Here is a 16,012-nt window from a genome sequence, read left to right as displayed (position 1 = left end):
TGTGGGGACCACCTCCTCGGGAGGTGTTGGGCAGTAGCCAGCCACGACAGCATCGCACGTTAGTCTAGACCCCTTCGTGCACGCCGCTTTCTGCAACGGTCGTAGCCAGCCATGCCGCTTTTTTTTTGCGCGCGTTTATTAGCGTTTTACGTTTTACCAGCGCGCGAAGCCCCAGAACATCAACCACCAAGCGCTATCCGCCACGGCCAATGCGGCGATGAACCATAGCGTTGCAGCGCCGCGGGTGAGCACCGACGCCGAGTACCGGCTCGTAACACGCCACGCCAACCATGCGCTCCACGTGTTCGCGATTGCCAGTACGGCAATACGCACGTCGGACGCCCAATCGACCGGTATATGCTCGGCGCGCAGTAACGACAACGTCGTTGCCGAAAGCCCGAGAAACACGCCAGCACCAGCAACCGGAATCAGCGCCTGCGTGAGATGGTGCAATCGCCTGATGTCGAAGCGCCCGAGCACACGAGCCGCGAGTGCGAGAAGCGCAAGCAAGACAGTGCCATAAACGAGCGCCGTCGCGACGATATAACCGACGACAAGCCCGCCATCGAGCCACGAAAAGACATCGTTTTGCGCCGGGTAATGGGTCAGCAGAAACCACGGCGCGTTGGTCGCGAGCGGCCACGTGATGTCGTGATCGATGAGCCACATCGCCAGAAACTGCTTGAGCCCGATGAACCACGGGCTGACGGTCCAATGAAATGCGCCGATCGCAATGCCGAGCAGACCATACAGGACGAGCGCCGTGTCCCAGCCGCTCGCGGCTTCCCGCCCGCGCTCCACGACTTCCTGCGACGGCGAGCGCCAACTCAATGCAATGGCGTCACGATGGCCGCTACAGCGCCCGCACATATGGCAAGCTGCCGCACCCTTCATATTCCGAAGCGGCACCAGTGGCGCGCAGTTGACGGGAATGACGCGATGGCCGCGTTCGCCTTGCTTGTACGAACGCCGCCAGGCATCTTCATCGACCTTGTAATGAAACGGCGCCAAGCGCGCCAGCAACGAGAAAACGCCGTTGACCGGACACAGATAACGGCACCAGACACGCTTCTCGCGCCCATATAGCAAGCCGATCACCATCGCGGCCAGTGTCGAACCGCCGAGCACCAGCAAGACGGCCAATGGATATTGGTAGACGCTGACCATCTGGCCATAGATGGTCGTCAATCCGAAGGCGACGAATGGCCAGCCTCCCCACCGCATCCATCGAGGGATGGCTCGGCCAAGGCCATGCTTGCTGGCGAACTCGGACAGCGCGCCCTCTGGACACAGCACGCCGCACCACACGCGGCCCAACATCACCATCGAAAGCAGAACGAACGGCCACCAGATTCCCCAAAAGACGAACTGTGCGGCCAGCGTCAGATTGCTCCAAAGGTGCGCGGTCCCATCGGGCAACGGCAGACAGACTGGCACGATGATCAGAAAAGCATAGATGCCGACAACAAACCACTGAATGGCGCGCACGACCGCGCCATGCCGCTGCATCCATGCCCCGGCTCGTGCAAGCCGGCTCGCGCGCAACGTAAGACTGGCCTGGCCGCTCATGCCGTGCGGCTCGCAGCGGGCGCCGGCGCGCGGCTCGCGCGGCGCAAGAGCCAAGCGACGACGGCCCAATACAACACGTAGGCCGCGAGATTCGTCAGCGAAGGATGCGCGCGATAGCCGGTCAGCGCGGCGACGAACGAACCTGACGTGCTGGAGTCGTCGAGCAATGCCGACGTGTCCCACAGCTGCGCGATGCCGAGCGGGAGAATTTCCTTGTCGATCAGCTTATCGACGCCCGTTTGCAGCAAGCCCGCCCCCAGCAACAGCAGCATGATTTCGGTAACGCGAAAAAAATGCCGCCAGGAGAAAAACCGGCCGCCAAGCTGCAAACCGTAAAAGGTAAGGAATGCGAGCGCGAGGCCGAGTACTACGGCGAGCACGTCGTTGCCACCGACGTGCCCCGACTGGCCGAAACCGAGCCCATACAGAAAGATGACCGTTTCGCTACCTTCGCGCGCAATGGCGAGGGCCACCAGAATAGCGACACCCCATCCGTTTCTGTCTCGAGTATGCGCCTGCAGCGAGCGCTCCATGTCGCGCTTGAGCGTGCGCCCATGGCGCTTCATCCACAGCACCATCTGCACGATCAACACGCAGGCGACGAGCACCATGCCGATCTGGAAATAGTCGGCTGCGTCACCCGACAAGAACTCGCTGAAACCGACGAGCAGCGCACCGAGCGCGACCGCCGCTACAAGCCCCGCACCGACACCGGCCCACAAAAACGGCAGGCTGCGGCGCGCCGCCGCGTCGCCGTTTTTCAGCCACGCGTAGAGAATGCCGACGACGAGTAACGCCTCCACACTTTCCCGCCATACGACGAACAGTACTTGCCCCATCCGAACCTCTCCGGGCGCGCAGCGAAAGCCTGCCGCCGCCGCGCGCAAATGCCACTGCCCTAACTACCCTACTTTGCGACGATTACACCCTGCGCCGTTTGATGAAAATCATCGAAGAACTTGTATTCCCCCGGCGACAACGGCGCAATCACGACGAACGAATCAGCACCGGGCGCAAGCACCTTCTCCTTTCGCAACTGCACACTTTCGAACTCGACTGCGCCCTTGCCGGTATTCCGGATTTCGATCTTGATCCGCTTGCCCGCAGGCACCTCGATGCGCGTGGGGTTGACCTTGCCGTCCGCCATCTCCAGCTTGAAAGTCGGCAGGTCTTCGGCGTGCGCACCGGCACTGGCGACGCCGATGGCGCCCGCCGCAAACACGAGCCAAAACCAAAGCCATGCGAACCTACGATGCAACTTCATGCGCGTTTTCCTTCCTTAACAAGGAGCCATCGAAGACCGCGGCCTTCTTTTAGTACCCGCCCTTCTTGCCAATGCCCGCGAACGGGAAATCGTATTCAAGCGTGATCGGCTTGAACCACGGGCCGACGCCCGTTTCCTTGTCGACATGCCGGCCAAACGCCATGTGACCGCTTTGCATCGGCGGATTGACCGTGAGCTTGAGGTGGTACTTGCCCGGGCCGGCCAGCTTGACGTTGTCGCCATAATGAGGGCCGTCGTCGGCCACCATCGGCATCAAGTCGCCTTTCGCCGCGTAACTCGAGCCCGCCTTCGTCAGCTCGTACGTCACTTGCAAATAGGGCATCCAGTCCCCTTCCGCGAAACCCGTCGGATTGTTCTTCACGGCGTGAATGTCGGCCTCGAGATGGACGTCCGAGTCCGAAGCTTTGCGCATCATGCCTTCGGGATCCATCGTGATCGGCTGCAAATAGACAGCGCCGATTTCCATCCCACCCGCGATTTTTTGTTTGCCAATCGGATATTCGGCGGCCGAAGCCCCCACCGCGGCCATCGCAGCAACCATCACGAGGCCGCCACGAATCCAGGAAGAACGCTGCATCTATGCTCCTTAAAGAGGATTGTTCGCGAATGCTGAATACTAACGCGAATGCGAACGATTATCAATTGAGCATAAGTCTAGCACGATCTGGCGCGGAATAAACCCGTGAAGGCGGAACGCACTACGAGGGCTCAGTCATTGCCGATGATGGAGTCGCCGACATTCGCGCCAAATACTCGCGCGCGGAGCACCGCCAGTTGATCGCGCGCCTGAGCCGCTTTTTCGAATTCGAGATTTTTTGCGTGCTCCATCATCTGCTTCTCGATGCGTTTGATTTCTTTGGCGATCTGCTTTTCCGACATGTCCTCGAATTTCGCGCGCTGCTGCATTTCCTTTAGCTCGGCTCGCGCTTCGTCGGCACTGTAGACGCCGTCGATGATGTCCTTGATTCGCTTGATCACGCCACGCGGCGTAATGCCCATGCGTTCGTTGTGCGCGATTTGCTTCGTGCGCCGCCGCTCCGTTTCGTCGATTGCACGGCGCATCGAATCGGTGATTCGGTCCGCATAGAGAATCGCGCGACCGTTGACGTTGCGTGCCGCTCGGCCGATCGTCTGAATCAGCGAACGCTCTGCGCGCAAGAAACCCTCCTTGTCGGCATCGAGAATCGCGACCAGCGAAACCTCCGGGATGTCGAGCCCCTCTCGCAGCAAATTGATGCCGACCAGCACATCGAACGTGCCGAGGCGTAAATCGCGAATGATTTCGACACGCTCCACAGTGTCGATATCGCTGTGCAGATAGCGCACCTTCACACCGTGATCGGCGAGAAACTCGGTCAGTTGCTCGGCCATGCGCTTGGTCAGCACCGTGACGAGCACGCGCTCGTTCGCGGCAACGCACACGTTGATTTCCGATAACACATCATCCACCTGCGTACGCGCCGGCCGGACCTGCACCTCGGGATCGACGAGCCCCGTCGGCCGCACCAGCTGCTCGACGACCTGCCCCGCCGTTCTTTTCTCGTAGTCCGCCGGCGTAGCCGAAACGAATACCGCTTGCCGCATTTTTCGCTCGAACTCGTGGAACTTGAGCGGGCGGTTATCGAGTGCGGAGGGCAAACGAAACCCGTAATCGACAAGGTTTTCCTTACGCGCGCGGTCCCCGTTGTACATGCCGTTCAGCTGGCCGATCAGCACGTGCGATTCGTCAAGGAACATCAATGCGTCCGGCGCGAGATAGTCGACGAGCGTCGGCGGCGGCTCGCCAGGCGCGGCGCCCGAAAAGTGTCGCGTATAGTTTTCGATGCCCTTGCAAAACCCCAGCTCCTGCAGCATTTCGAGATCGAAACGCGTGCGCTGCTCGAGCCGTTGGGCCTCGACGAGCTTGCCGCCTTGATGGAAAAACTCGAGACGCTCGCGCAACTCGGTTTTGATCGTCTCGACCGCGCGCATCACCGTCTCGCGCGGCGTCACGTAGTGCGACGATGGATACACGGTGAAGCGCAGAATTTTCTGGCGCACCTTGCCCGTCAGCGGATCGAATAAATGCAGCGACTCGACTTCATCGTCGAAGAGTTCGATGCGCAACGCCATTTCCGCATGCTCGGCCGGAAAGACGTCGATTGTGTCGCCGCGCACCCGAAACGCGCCGCGCTGAAAGTCGGCCTCGTTGCGGCTGTATTGCATCGCGATGAGCCGAGCAATCACGTCGCGCTGCCCGAGCTTGTCGCCCGTGCGCAGCGTCAGAATCATCTTGTGATATTCGCTCGGGTTGCCGATACCGTAGATGGCCGAAACGGTGGCGACGATGACGACGTCACGCCGCTCCAACAGGCTCTTCGTCGCGGACAGCCGCATCTGTTCGATGTGCTCGTTGATCGACGAATCCTTCTCGATGAAAAGATCGCGCTGCGGCACATACGCTTCCGGCTGATAGTAGTCGTAGTACGAAACAAAATACTCGACCGCATTGCGCGGAAAAAACTCGCGAAACTCCGAATAAAGCTGCGCTGCCAACGTCTTGTTCGGCGCAAAGACAATCGCGGGCCGGCCGAGCCGCGCAATGGTATTAGCCATCGTGAACGTCTTGCCCGAGCCCGTCACACCGAGCAAAGTCTGAAACGACAGGCCGTCTCCGATCCCCTCCATCAGCATGCGAATGGCATCCGGCTGGTCGCCGGCGGGCGGATACGGCTGGTAAAGGTGAAACGGGGAACCCTCGAATTCGATGAATTTCGATTCGTCGAGAGCCTCGGCGGTATGCGGAAGATGTTCGGACATGAGGAAGAAAGAGGCGTCCTTCGCCGACGAAAATCGCTATTTTAGCCTTTTGCGCCGTCGCGAGCAGCGCAGCGCCCGCTTATCTCGCCGATATCCCCGCCGACAACTTACGAGCGAAAACGGCACGCCTGCGGGCCGGGATTCGATACAATTGCGTTCTCTGCGCCCGCCTTCGGCCGTGCCGCGCTCGTCAAAACAAGACGACAACGTGGTCCTGTCGCCGCTTGCGCTGCGATGCTGCCCGTTTCCTACTCAGTGCTCAGCCGATATCAACCATGTCACTTTTTTCCGCTGTCGAACTCGCCCCTCGCGACCCGATCCTCGGCCTCAACGAGGCGTTCAATGCCGATCCGCGCCCGACCAAGGTCAACCTTGGTGTCGGCGTCTACACCAACGAAGAAGGCAAGATCCCGCTGCTGCGCGCAGTGCGGGAAGCGGAAAAGGCGCGTGTCGATGCGGCCCTGCCGCGCGGCTACCTGCCGATCGAAGGCATCGCCGCCTATGACGCTTCCGTGCAAAAGCTGCTGCTTGGCGAGAACTCGCCACTGATCGCAGCGGGCCGCGTCGTCACGGCCCAAGCGCTTGGCGGAACGGGCGCACTGAAGATCGGCGCCGATTTTCTGCGGCGCGTCAATCCGAACGCGAAGGTGGCCATCAGCGACCCGAGCTGGGAAAACCATCGCGCGCTGTTCGAAAGTGCCGGGTTCGAAGTGGTCTCGTACCCGTACTACGATGCGCACACGCATGGTGTCAATTTCGACGCCATGCTCGACGCGCTGAACAACTACCCGGCCGGCACGGTCATCGTGTTGCACGCATGCTGCCATAACCCGACCGGGGTCGATCTGAACGAAGCGCAATGGAAACAGATCGTCGAAGTCGTGAAGACCCGCGCGCTCGTGCCGTTCCTCGACATCGCCTACCAGGGCTTCGGTGACAGCATCGACGCAGACGCGTTTGCCGTACGCCTTTTCGCGGCTGCCGAATTGAACACGTTTATCTCATCATCGTTCTCGAAGTCGTTCTCGCTTTATGGCGAACGTGTCGGTGCGCTTTCGATTGTCACGGACAGCAAAGACGAGGCCGCTCGCGTGCTCTCGCAATTGAAGCGCGTCATTCGCACGAACTATTCGAACCCGCCGACGCATGGCGGCTCGATCGTTGCGGCCGTGCTCGGCGCGCCGGCGCTGCGCATCACGTGGGAGCAGGAGCTCGGCGAAATGCGCGAGCGTATCCGCGCCATGCGTAGCGGCTTGGTCGAGCGCTTAAAGGCAGCCGGAATCGATCGCGACTTCAGTTTCGTCAACGCGCAGCGCGGCATGTTCTCGTATTCGGGGCTGACCACCGCGCAAGTGGACCGCCTGCGCGATGAGTTCGGCATCTACGCAGTGGGCACAGGGCGCATTTGCGTGGCTGCGCTCAACACGCGCAATATCGACGTCGTGGCAAACGCTGTCGCGCATGTGTTGAAGTGATACACAAGACGAAGTGATGCGCAAAACGGCACCTGGATGGTGCCGTTTTTTTTTGCGAAGCGCTGCAGGTTTTGCGCCTGGCACGCCCGCCCTCCCGCGTATCAGCGCAAATCAACGCGCGTCAGCGCGAATCGCGATGGATGTCGTGCGTCACAAAGCCGGCTTCGTTATCGGGCATAGCGAGCCAGCCCGGCTGCGCGAGGCTGTTGCGAATATCCTGCAAGCCGCTTTCCCAGTGATACCGCATCGTCGATAAACCGAACTGATAGTCCTTGTAATTGCCGTCGAACTCCTTATTGCGATAGATGAGCTGAAACACGTTGTAGCGGTGCGAGGTGATAAGCTCCGCTGCGAGCTTGCACCACGGGTCGTCCCGATATTCGGGCGGCACGCGCGCCAGCACTTCGCGCAGCACGTGCCGAAAGCGCTGCGAATGCTGGAGCATGTCGGTTACAAGCCGCGTGCGGCTTGAATATTGGATGTCTTTGATGCGGCCTTGCACATCGGTGATGTTATCGGGCACCGGGCCACGAGCGCTCCATAAGTCCACCTGAAACGCGAGCGTGTCGCGTCGCGGCGTACTCTGGACGACTTCCGAGAGCGGCGTGTTCGACATCAGGCCGCCGTCCCAGAAATACTCGCCATCGATTTCGGTCGCGGCAAAGCCCGGAGGCAGCGAAGCCGATGCGATGAAATGCTCGACACGCAGCTTCGTGCACGTGTTATCGAAATAGGCGAAGTTGCCGGTACCCACATTGACCGCGGCAACGGAAACCCGCGTTTCCTTCGAGTTGATCCGATCGAAGTCGCACAGGCGTTCGAGCGTGGCTTTGAGCGGCGAGGTGTCGTACCAACTCGCTGTTTGCGGCGTGCTCAGCGTAAAAGGCAAAGGCGGCGGCACGCGCGGGACGAAGAAGCCTTTTTGCCCGTCGACCAATGCGCTCACTGCTTGCAGGGTAGTGAACGCAGTCCGTGCGATCGTGTTCGAATCGAAGAAGGCATTTTCGACAGCCGAAGGCACCGGAAAGCCGTAAGCGGGCTGGCAAATGGTTTCCCAGAACTCGCGTAACTTCGCCAGACGATCGGCCGGCGCATTGCCCGCGAGGATGGCGGTATTGAGTGCACCGATGGAGATGCCGGCAATCCAATTCGGCGCAATGCCGGCTTCGTACAAGCCCTCGTAGACACCCGCCTGGTAGGCGCCAAGCGCGCCCCCACCCTGAAGCACCAGCGCGATGGTCTCATAGGGAGGCAAAGCAACCATGCGCGAGCCCTCGGTTGCTTCCCCCGTGCGCGCCCCGGATCGTGCGCGATGCGCGCGCTTGGTGGAAGATGCGTCGGCATGCAACGTCGCTGCGTTTTGGTCGGTCATCGACGGCTCCTGTTATGGCGTGTTCCTGCGCTGTTATTGCGCTTCTGCCCGCCTCGCTTATTGCATATGCCAGCCGTGACTCAGGACGATGGATTGCCCCGTCAGCACGGCGCTTGGGAAAGCGGCCAAAAACAGTACCGTTTGCGCTACATCTTGAACGGTCGTAAACACGCCGTCGACCGTATGCCCGAGCATGACGCGCTTGACCACCTCTTCTTCGCTGATGCCGAACTCCTTCGCCTGCTCGGGAATCTGCTTCTCCACAAGCGGCGTGCGCACGAAGCCAGGGCAGATGACGTGCGAACGGACGTTGTGTGCCGCGCCCTCTTTCGCGAGTACGCGCGCCAGACCCAGCAGCGCGTGCTTGGCGGCGACGTAAGCCGATTTGAGCGCGGACGCCTCGTGCGAATGCACCGAGCCCATGTAAATCACCACGCCGCCGCGATCGCCCCGATACATGTATTTGAGCGCGGCCTTCGTCGTGAGAAAGGCGCCATCGACGTGAATGGCCTGCATTTTCTTCCAATCGGAGAACGCATAGCTTTCAATCGGATTGACGATTTGTATCCCAGCGTTGGAAACGAGAATATCGACGGAACCGAACTGCTCGGCCACCGCATCGATGCCGCTGGTGACCGACTCTTCGTTGGTGACGTCCATCGCCAGTGCGAGCGCTTTTCCGCCCGCCTTCGTGATTTCGTCAGCCACCGCCTGCGCCCCGGCCAAGTTAAGATCGGCAATGGTCACTGCCGCGCCCTGCGCCGCAAGCGTCAGTGCGATCTCTTTGCCGATGCCGCTAGCCGCGCCTGTTACGACCGCGGCCTTCCCACTCAAATCGGTATTCAACATGGACATTCGTATCTCCATTGATTCGGGCACCATGACACCACGACACACGATGCGAAGCAACCGGCCAAACGGCATATGCCGCACGGCCGCCTCCCGCGTCGCAGCCAACTCCGCTATTGTGCATGAACGGCCGCACCCCTGTACCAAAAGGAGATTGCAATGAACTACCGGCGACTCGGACGTTCCGGGCTTCAAGTCAGTGAGCTGTCTCTCGGCTCGTGGGTCACTTACGGCAACCAGGTTGATCGCCGCGCGGCGCGCGAATCGCTGGCGGCCGCGCGCGATGCAGGCGTGAATTTCTTCGACAATGCCGAGGTCTACGCGGGCGGCCAAGCCGAAGAAATAATGGGCGTAGCACTAAAGGAACTGGCGTGGCCTCGCGTGAGCTACATCGTTTCCACGAAATTCTTTTGGGGGCTGCACGAAGCGCCGAATCAGCATCACACGCTCAACCGAAAATATCTGCTCAATGCAATCGACGGCTCGCTCAGCCGCATGCAGCTCGACTACATCGATCTGGTGTTTTGTCATCGCCCCGATCCGCACACGCCCATTGAGGAAACGGTATGGGCCATGAGTGACATGATTACGCGAGGCAAGGCGCTTTACTGGGGTACCTCCGAATGGCATGCCGACGAGATTCGAGCGGCGTATGAAATCGCTGAACGCCATCATCTGCATAAACCCATCATGGAGCAGCCTCAGTACAACCTCTTTTGCCGCAAGCGGGTCGAAGAAGAATATTCGCGACTTTACGACGACATCGGGCTCGGCCTGACTACTTGGAGCCCGTTGGCTTCCGGCATTCTGACCGGCAAATACCGCGAGGGCGTACCGCGTGGGAGCCGCGCCGAGCTGCAGGGCTATGACTGGTTGCGAACGCAACTAACCGATACTGCAAAAAACGAAATCGTCCGCAAGCTCGCCGCGATTGCCGACAGCGTCGGCTGTACGGTCGGCCAGTTAGCGATTGCCTGGATTCTTCAGAACCCGCGCGTCAGCACGGTCATTACCGGCGCATCCCGCGTCGAGCAAGTCAGCGAGAACATGAAAGCACAGGAGGTTGCATCGCAAATCACGCCTGAAATCAAAGCGCAGATCGAGCGAGCCGTCGGCCCGTCCTACGACTAGGCACAGCGTGACACCTCGCAAGACCCGTAGCGCACGTCACGCGGCTTGCGCACCGCGCTCGGCGTACAATACCCGCCCTCGGCATGCTCCGCTTCATGCGTGCCGGCGGCGGGGGCCGGGCTGCTTGGTGCCGCTGGTTCGCTCCGCTCGTTCGGTGCGCGCCGTTTGTCTTATTCGTTGCTTTTTCCGTTCGCCATGCTCAGCTACCGCCACGCGTTTCATGCCGGCAATCATGCCGATGTCCTCAAGCACGCCGTCGTCGTGCAACTGCTGCGCTACCTCGGACAGAAAGATAAACCATACTGGTACATCGATACGCACGCTGGCGCCGGTGTTTACTCGCTCACGGAAGGGTACGCTTCGAAGACAGCTGAGTTCGAGACGGGCATCGGCAAACTCTGGCAAAGGCGCGACCTGCCCGCACCGCTCGCCGATTACGTGGACGAAGTCAGCGCGCTCAATCCCGATGGCCAGCTACGCTTTTATCCAGGGTCGCCCTACCTCGCTTGGCGGTTGATGCGCTCGCAGGACCGGATGCGACTCTTCGAGTTGCATACCACCGAGATCGACATCCTGCGCCACAACTTTCGCGATGCCGGCCGCCGCGCCATGCTCTATGCCGGCGACGGCTTCGAAGGTATCAAGGCGCAATTGCCCCCCGCTCCGCGGCGGGCGCTCGTGCTCATCGACCCGTCGTTCGAGGACAAGCGGGACTATGCGCGCACAATTACGTGCCTTGAAGAGAGCCTGAAAAGGTTCGCCACAGGTGTCTATGCGGTGTGGTATCCGCGCGTCGTTCGACCGGAGTCGCAGCGGTTTGCCGAGCAATTGAAGCGCCTGCAAACCACCGACTGGCTGCACGTGACACTGACAGTCAGTCGCCCGCCCGAAGATGGCTTCGGCCTCTATGGCAGCAGCATGTTTGTGCTCAATCCGCCTTATACGCTCGTCGCGGCAATGAAAGAGATGCTGCCGTTTCTTGCTGACGTATTGGGCCAGGACGATGCTGCGCAATTCGAGGTCGAATCGCGCGTGTCTTAGGGTTTTATCGTCATTGGCCGGAATTCAAGCGCGGGCGAAGAACAGGCCGCGCCACGGCAGCGGGCGCGCCGCCGGGCACCTCAACGTACGGCGCAACGATAACGGCCGGCTGCTGCTGGGGCGCAAACTCTTGCAACGACGCGGTTGGCTGAGCGGCCACCATCGGCTGACTCACGAGCGGCGCGTTTTGCAGGACAACCCCGCTGCGTCCGTCGTGGATACCCGTTTGTGTGTCGAGAATGACCGGCTGGCGGTCGGACTCGGCAAAAGCCGGAAATGCCTGGACCAACAACAAGAGCGCTAGCCCGGCCGCAATGCGCGCGAACGGGAAAGCGTAGAAACGACAGAGAGAACGCATGGCTAAGGAATCCACAAGCGGCGCAGTCTGGATTTGCGCGGTCCCTCATACCTTAACGCCACGACAACATTCCCGCCAGCGGCACTGCGATCGCGCAATGGGGCGCGATACGTACCTAAGCCCTACCGGGCGAGGCTCCACTTGCCGAGGGTGCAACGACGGTGCGAACCCAGCGTCTTCCGGGCGATCGTGCAGCCGCATTCGGCAGCAACGACCGTCGGGTGCGTTACAACGTGTAGCCGTTGCTTTCAAGCGCACGCAGGCGCCGTTCGAGATCGACGACGTCCGACGAGGAAGCCAGATACGCTTCGCGGCGGGTCCGCTCAGCCGACTCAAACCAAAAACTGATCTTTTCGAGGATGTAGGCAAACATGAGGTGCTCCAGGGGTCGGGAAAACCCCGAGCCATCATGGCATCAGGGATATCCCGTAAAAGGGTTAACCCGGATTATAGTCGCGCGCCCAAAACTTGCCAGTGAAATGCTCGAATGCCGTGCATTCCGCTTTGGAATGGTGCAGCGTCGCGCGCGTTCGATCGGCGCATAAGCACCAGGTTGGTGCGCTGCCCGCTGCCCCTTCACGGCGTCAGGAAGCCATCGGTGCCGGCTTTTCGCGTTGATCAACCTGCGTCAACTGATCGAGAATCGGACATTCGGGCCGGGCGTCGCCATGGCAATTACGTGCGAGATGCGCGAGCGTATCGCGCATCTCCGTAAGCTCCCCGATGCGTCGCTCAAGTTCGGCAACGTGTTCCAGCGCGATGCGTTTGACTTCGGCGCTCGCGCGCGACCGGTCTTGCCACAGCGCGAGCAGCTTGCGAATGTCCTCGACGAGAAAGCCCAGGCGCCGCGCCTGGCGAATAAAACGCAACGTATGCACTTCGGCGGCGCCGTAGATGCGATAGCCCGCGTCGCTGCGCGCCTTTGGCACCAGCAAACCCACGCTTTCGTAATAGCGGATCATCTTTGCCGTCATACCGGACGCACGCGCGGCTTCGCCAATGTTCATGAGTCGCCTTGCTCGAACTGAAATTTGAAAAGAATATGAGCGTATACCTTCCCACGATGGCAAGGTATACGCTTATCGGCACCATCACCCTGTATCACGTAACAAGGACTTCAAATGATCGAGTTTCAAGTAGAAGGCATGACGTGCCAACACTGCGTCGCCGCGATCACGCAGGCTGTCCAACGTGTCGCCAGCGCAGCTCGCATCGAGGTCGACCTACCAAGCGGCCGAGTACGCGTGGCGTCAAACGGCCGCGCAGAGCCATTCGAAGCCGCTATTGCTGAGGCCGGGTATACGGTGAAGCAGACCGCGACGAGCCCGGCCAGCCGGGATTGACGCGCCGATGTTTACAGTTGCGGTTATAGGGGCGTCGGGCCTTGTTGGAAGAGCCGTCGTCGAAGCGATAAGCGGCTACGCCGGCTGGCGCGTCGTCGGCACGGCGCACCGCCGAGCCAACGCTAAAACGGTGGCCCTCGACATCCGTGACGTCGCGGCTATCGATGCTTTCGTCGATTGCCACGCGCCCGATGCAATTGTCATTGCGGCTGCAGAACGCCGGCCAGATGTATGCGAACGCCATCCTGAGCTGGCACGCCAACTCAACGTCGACGCCGTGAGCGCCACTGCCGCGGCAGCACGCCGCCGCGGCGCGTGGATTTTGTCGATCTCGACCGACTACGTGTTCGACGGCACGCGCGCGCCTTACCGCGAGGATGACGCGCCCTGCCCGATCAACGCTTACGGCCGCAGTAAGCTCGAAGGCGAAAAGGCGCTCGCCGACACCACCAATTTCGGCTGCGTCCTTCGTCTGCCGCTGCTGTTCGGCCATATCACCGACTGGCAGGAATCCGCTGTGACTAGCCTCGTGCCGGCTGTGCTGGCGTCGGCGGCGCCCGGCGCCGCGCCCGTGTTAATGGATGCCTGGGCGACGCGATATCCGACGTTCACCGATGATGTCGCTCATGTGATCCGCCAGTTGCTCGAACGCACAGCCAGCGGCAACGCGGTGTGCGGGCTCGCGCAATGGTCGGGCGACGAACCGATGACGAAGTTCGACATCGCCACCCGGCTTGCGCGTGCGCTGGATGTCAACGCGCGTCTTACCGCTTCGAACACGGACGCCGGTGCAACGCCTCGCCCGCGCGACTGCCATCTCGATTCGAGCCGCCTCGAAGCGCTCGGCATCGGTCGTCGCACCCCATTCGACATGGCCCTTGAACAAGTCCTCGCGCGCTTTTCCGGCGCGCGATAAAATGCGCAGCGACCCGTGAACGTCGCGGTAGGAATGTCCATTACTGGACACCCCCCGCACAGATCCCGGCGTGCGCGATTCGCGCACCGGGCTCCTGCCTCGGGTAGTTGGCGTCAAACCGCACGACCGGCCAGGGGTGAAGGATGCGAGCCTTGGGTATCCACTGCTTCGCAAGCCGTTGCATCTTCGCCCACGTGGTGTCGTCCTTCTGACTGCGGCGCCGTAGCGCCAACCTCCAGAGGTCAATCACGCGTGCGCGCAAGGCCCGCAGCGCAGCGAAGTTGGTCGGCACCGCGTGGTAGTTGAAGTACCCTTGGACCACGCGGCGTAACCAGTCCCCTTGCTCGGGAATCGACTGGTGCCATCTGTGCCGCAACTCATCCTTGATCCCCTTCAGCGCCGTGCGGAGTCGGTCGCTCCGCGTTTTGCGCATGAGCATGAACCTGCCGTCTCTAGCACGGCCGCTGATGTGGGTGAATCCGAGGAAGTTGAACGTCTCGGGTTTGCCCAGCCCTCGGCCGGCTCGGTTGCGGGCCGCAAAGCGCCCGAACTCGATCAGCCGGGTTTTCTCCGGGTGCACCGACAGCCCAAACTGCTCCAGTCGCTGTTGCATGGCCCGCCTGAACCGCTTCGCATCATGTGGTTTATCGAAACCAATCACGACGTCGTCGGCGTATCGGACGATCACGACGTTACCCTCGGCATGGCGCTTACGCCATTGATTTGCCCAGAGGTCGAAGACGTAGTGCAGGTAGATATTCGCCAGCAGCGGCGAGATGACAGACCCTTGCGGTGTCCCCTCGTCGGTGGGCTCGATCACCCCGTCTTCCATCGCTCCCGCCTTCAGCCATTTGCGGATCAGTCGAATCACGCGCTGGTCGCCTATGCGGTGCTCAACGAATCGGGTCAGCCAGTCGTGGTTGACCGTATCGAAGAACCTGCTGATGTCGGCGTCCAGTATCCAGCTCACGCTCGTGCGAGCGATTCCCGTTGCGAGTGCATCCAACGCATCGTGCTGGCTGCGTCGCGGACGAAAACCGTATGAGAAGCCCAGGAAGTCCGTCTCGTAGATCGCATTGAGGACCGCCACCAGCGCGCGCTGGACGATTTTGTCTTCCAGTGCGGCAATGCCCAGCGGTCGCTGTTTTCCATCCGCTTTCGGTATGTACCGCCTGCGACTGGGCAGCGCCCGATAAGCCTGCCGGTGGAGTCGGCCATGCAGGTCTTCGAGATTTCGATCCAGATCTAGCTCATAGTCGTGCCACGTCACGCCATCAACCCCGGCTGCCGCCTTCCGTTTCAGCCAGAAGAACGCCGTCGCCAGTAGGTCGAAGTCGATCAGGTGGAACAACGCCGTGAACCTCTCCTTCTTCCTTTGCCTTGCGGCTTGTCGCACACGGTCCAGCCTCTGGGACACGCTTATCCGGCTCTGCGTCCGGCGCATGCGCGACCAGCCCGTGTTCCCCTTGGCCCCGCCCCTTCGCTCCGCCGGCTCCGCGTCTGGTTGCCCGGATTTGTTCGCCAGCTTCTTCGCTACTATGGGCGAGTCCGACTTCTCCCATTCGTTCGTCATCGGCTTTGGCTCCTCACCTTCCCGATGCGGACCGCTCGACGACACCTCCGTCCGCGGCCAAATAGGAGATCTCCCGGTTCCCGCATAGAGATCGTACTGACATGCCAGGGTCTAAGACCGCGCCGAGTCCGCATGGCGCTTGCGATGGCGCGCCCCGCGGTATTGCCTTCCGCATACAGTAGTACGTCAGCACTCGGGAATGTATCCATTTCGTGGCTCGATGGCTGGCCTATCAGCACCCCTGTCAACGCTTCGCAGCCCGCCTCGCGGCTGACCACGCATGACTCGGGGACATCGTGAA

At 61.0% G+C, this 16,012-nt stretch carries 16 protein-coding genes; 5 read left to right on the top strand and 11 right to left on the bottom strand.

Annotated elements, in window-relative coordinates:
* Positions 1-153 precede the first annotated feature (153 nt).
* The 5 genes from ACSQ20_RS06465 to uvrB form a co-directional block, all read right to left on the bottom strand.
* The gene (locus ACSQ20_RS06465) at positions 154-1,569 is read right to left on the bottom strand and encodes a 4Fe-4S binding protein (RefSeq protein WP_436018335.1); all 1,416 of its coding nucleotides are present in this window, start codon (positions 1,567-1,569) and stop codon (positions 154-156) included.
* Complete coding sequence (locus tag ACSQ20_RS06460; RefSeq protein WP_436018334.1) at positions 1,566-2,408, bottom strand: FTR1 family iron permease; 843 nt, start codon at positions 2,406-2,408, stop codon at positions 1,566-1,568. Before ACSQ20_RS06460 ends, ACSQ20_RS06465 begins: the two co-directional genes overlap by 4 nt.
* Positions 2,409-2,476: 68 nt before the next feature.
* Positions 2,477-2,833, bottom strand: coding sequence for a cupredoxin domain-containing protein (locus ACSQ20_RS06455; protein ID WP_436018333.1), 357 nt, complete (start codon positions 2,831-2,833; stop codon positions 2,477-2,479).
* A 49-nt stretch (positions 2,834-2,882) separates the two neighbouring features.
* Positions 2,883-3,431 carry an iron transporter gene (locus ACSQ20_RS06450; protein WP_436018332.1) on the bottom strand — a complete coding sequence of 183 codons (549 nt, stop codon included), beginning with the start codon at positions 3,429-3,431 and terminating at the stop codon, positions 2,883-2,885.
* Between the two features lie 131 nt (positions 3,432-3,562).
* On the bottom strand, positions 3,563-5,653 hold the full coding sequence (gene uvrB, locus ACSQ20_RS06445) for an excinuclease ABC subunit UvrB (protein WP_436018331.1): 2,091 nt from the start codon (positions 5,651-5,653) through the stop codon (positions 3,563-3,565).
* Positions 5,654-5,928: 275 nt separating this feature from the next.
* Between uvrB and ACSQ20_RS06440 the strand changes: the two genes are divergently transcribed.
* Positions 5,929-7,128: an amino acid aminotransferase gene (locus ACSQ20_RS06440; RefSeq protein ID WP_436018330.1), complete on the top strand. Its 1,200-nt coding sequence runs from the start codon at positions 5,929-5,931 to the stop codon at positions 7,126-7,128.
* 121 nt (positions 7,129-7,249) lie between these two features.
* Here ACSQ20_RS06440 and ACSQ20_RS06435 read toward each other — a convergent pair whose 3' ends face one another.
* Positions 7,250-8,500 (bottom strand): DUF3734 domain-containing protein, encoded by a 1,251-nt coding sequence (locus ACSQ20_RS06435; RefSeq protein ID WP_436018329.1) that lies wholly within the window; start codon positions 8,498-8,500, stop codon positions 7,250-7,252.
* A gap of 57 nt (positions 8,501-8,557) precedes the next feature.
* The gene (locus tag ACSQ20_RS06430) at positions 8,558-9,355 is read right to left on the bottom strand and encodes a 3-hydroxybutyrate dehydrogenase (RefSeq protein WP_436018328.1); all 798 of its coding nucleotides are present in this window, start codon (positions 9,353-9,355) and stop codon (positions 8,558-8,560) included.
* 153 nt (positions 9,356-9,508) lie between these two features.
* Here ACSQ20_RS06430 and ACSQ20_RS06425 point away from each other — a divergent pair, with 153 nt between their 5' ends.
* Together ACSQ20_RS06425 and ACSQ20_RS06420 are read left to right on the top strand one after the other, a co-directional pair.
* Positions 9,509-10,480, top strand: a complete 972-nt coding sequence (locus tag ACSQ20_RS06425) for a potassium channel beta subunit family protein (RefSeq protein ID WP_436018327.1) — start codon at positions 9,509-9,511, stop codon at positions 10,478-10,480.
* A 195-nt stretch (positions 10,481-10,675) separates the two neighbouring features.
* Entirely contained in the window at positions 10,676-11,521 is an 846-nt protein-coding gene (locus ACSQ20_RS06420) for a 23S rRNA (adenine(2030)-N(6))-methyltransferase RlmJ (RefSeq protein WP_436022949.1), read from the top strand.
* Between the two features lie 10 nt (positions 11,522-11,531).
* Here ACSQ20_RS06420 and ACSQ20_RS06415 read toward each other — a convergent pair whose 3' ends face one another.
* The 3 genes from ACSQ20_RS06415 to cueR all read right to left on the bottom strand — a co-directional run bounded on the left by ACSQ20_RS06415 (position 11,532) and on the right by cueR (position 12,886).
* The gene (locus ACSQ20_RS06415) at positions 11,532-11,879 is read right to left on the bottom strand and encodes a hypothetical protein (protein WP_436018326.1); all 348 of its coding nucleotides are present in this window, start codon (positions 11,877-11,879) and stop codon (positions 11,532-11,534) included.
* Positions 11,880-12,105: 226 nt separating this feature from the next.
* Entirely contained in the window at positions 12,106-12,252 is a 147-nt protein-coding gene (locus tag ACSQ20_RS06410; protein ID WP_436018325.1) for a DUF3563 family protein, read from the bottom strand.
* A 211-nt stretch (positions 12,253-12,463) separates the two neighbouring features.
* Complete coding sequence (gene cueR, locus ACSQ20_RS06405) at positions 12,464-12,886, bottom strand: Cu(I)-responsive transcriptional regulator (RefSeq protein WP_436018324.1); 423 nt, start codon at positions 12,884-12,886, stop codon at positions 12,464-12,466.
* Positions 12,887-13,000: 114 nt separating this feature from the next.
* Here cueR and ACSQ20_RS06400 point away from each other — a divergent pair, with 114 nt between their 5' ends.
* Together ACSQ20_RS06400 and ACSQ20_RS06395 are read left to right on the top strand one after the other, a co-directional pair.
* Positions 13,001-13,222 carry a heavy-metal-associated domain-containing protein gene (locus ACSQ20_RS06400; protein WP_436018323.1) on the top strand — a complete coding sequence of 74 codons (222 nt, stop codon included), beginning with the start codon at positions 13,001-13,003 and terminating at the stop codon, positions 13,220-13,222.
* A 7-nt stretch (positions 13,223-13,229) separates the two neighbouring features.
* Positions 13,230-14,138 carry a dTDP-4-dehydrorhamnose reductase family protein gene (locus ACSQ20_RS06395; protein WP_436018322.1) on the top strand — a complete coding sequence of 303 codons (909 nt, stop codon included), beginning with the start codon at positions 13,230-13,232 and terminating at the stop codon, positions 14,136-14,138.
* 40 nt (positions 14,139-14,178) lie between these two features.
* On the opposite strand, the gene ltrA is transcribed toward ACSQ20_RS06395, so the two are convergent.
* On the bottom strand, positions 14,179-15,711 hold the full coding sequence (gene ltrA, locus ACSQ20_RS06390; RefSeq protein WP_436018321.1) for a group II intron reverse transcriptase/maturase: 1,533 nt from the start codon (positions 15,709-15,711) through the stop codon (positions 14,179-14,181).
* Between the last annotated feature and the right edge of the window lie 301 nt (positions 15,712-16,012).

Source organism: Trinickia sp. LjRoot230 (assembly GCF_964253315.1).
In the GTDB taxonomy this organism is placed as follows: Bacteria; Pseudomonadota; Gammaproteobacteria; order Burkholderiales; family Burkholderiaceae; genus Trinickia.
Note: the sequence above shows the minus strand (reverse complement) of the source record. Positions and strands in the feature narration are given on the sequence as shown.

What these genes read in the sequence shown, in the direction of transcription:
- cueR (WP_436018324.1), bottom strand. Translation starts at nt 12,886, where the DNA reads ATGAACATTGGCGAAGCCGCGCGTGCGTCCGGTATGACGGCAAAGATG.
- uvrB (WP_436018331.1), bottom strand. Translation starts at nt 5,653, where the DNA reads ATGTCCGAACATCTTCCGCATACCGCCGAGGCTCTCGACGAATCGAAA.
- ACSQ20_RS06410 (WP_436018325.1), bottom strand. Translation starts at nt 12,252, where the DNA reads ATGTTTGCCTACATCCTCGAAAAGATCAGTTTTTGGTTTGAGTCGGCT.
- ACSQ20_RS06420 (WP_436022949.1), top strand. Translation starts at nt 10,676, where the DNA reads ATGCTCAGCTACCGCCACGCGTTTCATGCCGGCAATCATGCCGATGTC.
- ACSQ20_RS06400 (WP_436018323.1), top strand. Translation starts at nt 13,001, where the DNA reads ATGATCGAGTTTCAAGTAGAAGGCATGACGTGCCAACACTGCGTCGCC.
- ltrA (WP_436018321.1), bottom strand. Translation starts at nt 15,711, where the DNA reads ATGACGAACGAATGGGAGAAGTCGGACTCGCCCATAGTAGCGAAGAAG.
- ACSQ20_RS06435 (WP_436018329.1), bottom strand. Translation starts at nt 8,500, where the DNA reads ATGACCGACCAAAACGCAGCGACGTTGCATGCCGACGCATCTTCCACC.
- ACSQ20_RS06460 (WP_436018334.1), bottom strand. Translation starts at nt 2,408, where the DNA reads ATGGGGCAAGTACTGTTCGTCGTATGGCGGGAAAGTGTGGAGGCGTTA.
- ACSQ20_RS06455 (WP_436018333.1), bottom strand. Translation starts at nt 2,833, where the DNA reads ATGAAGTTGCATCGTAGGTTCGCATGGCTTTGGTTTTGGCTCGTGTTT.
- ACSQ20_RS06430 (WP_436018328.1), bottom strand. Translation starts at nt 9,355, where the DNA reads ATGTCCATGTTGAATACCGATTTGAGTGGGAAGGCCGCGGTCGTAACA.
- ACSQ20_RS06450 (WP_436018332.1), bottom strand. Translation starts at nt 3,431, where the DNA reads ATGCAGCGTTCTTCCTGGATTCGTGGCGGCCTCGTGATGGTTGCTGCG.
- ACSQ20_RS06425 (WP_436018327.1), top strand. Translation starts at nt 9,509, where the DNA reads ATGAACTACCGGCGACTCGGACGTTCCGGGCTTCAAGTCAGTGAGCTG.
- ACSQ20_RS06415 (WP_436018326.1), bottom strand. Translation starts at nt 11,879, where the DNA reads ATGCGTTCTCTCTGTCGTTTCTACGCTTTCCCGTTCGCGCGCATTGCG.
- ACSQ20_RS06465 (WP_436018335.1), bottom strand. Translation starts at nt 1,569, where the DNA reads ATGAGCGGCCAGGCCAGTCTTACGTTGCGCGCGAGCCGGCTTGCACGA.
- ACSQ20_RS06440 (WP_436018330.1), top strand. Translation starts at nt 5,929, where the DNA reads ATGTCACTTTTTTCCGCTGTCGAACTCGCCCCTCGCGACCCGATCCTC.
- ACSQ20_RS06395 (WP_436018322.1), top strand. Translation starts at nt 13,230, where the DNA reads ATGTTTACAGTTGCGGTTATAGGGGCGTCGGGCCTTGTTGGAAGAGCC.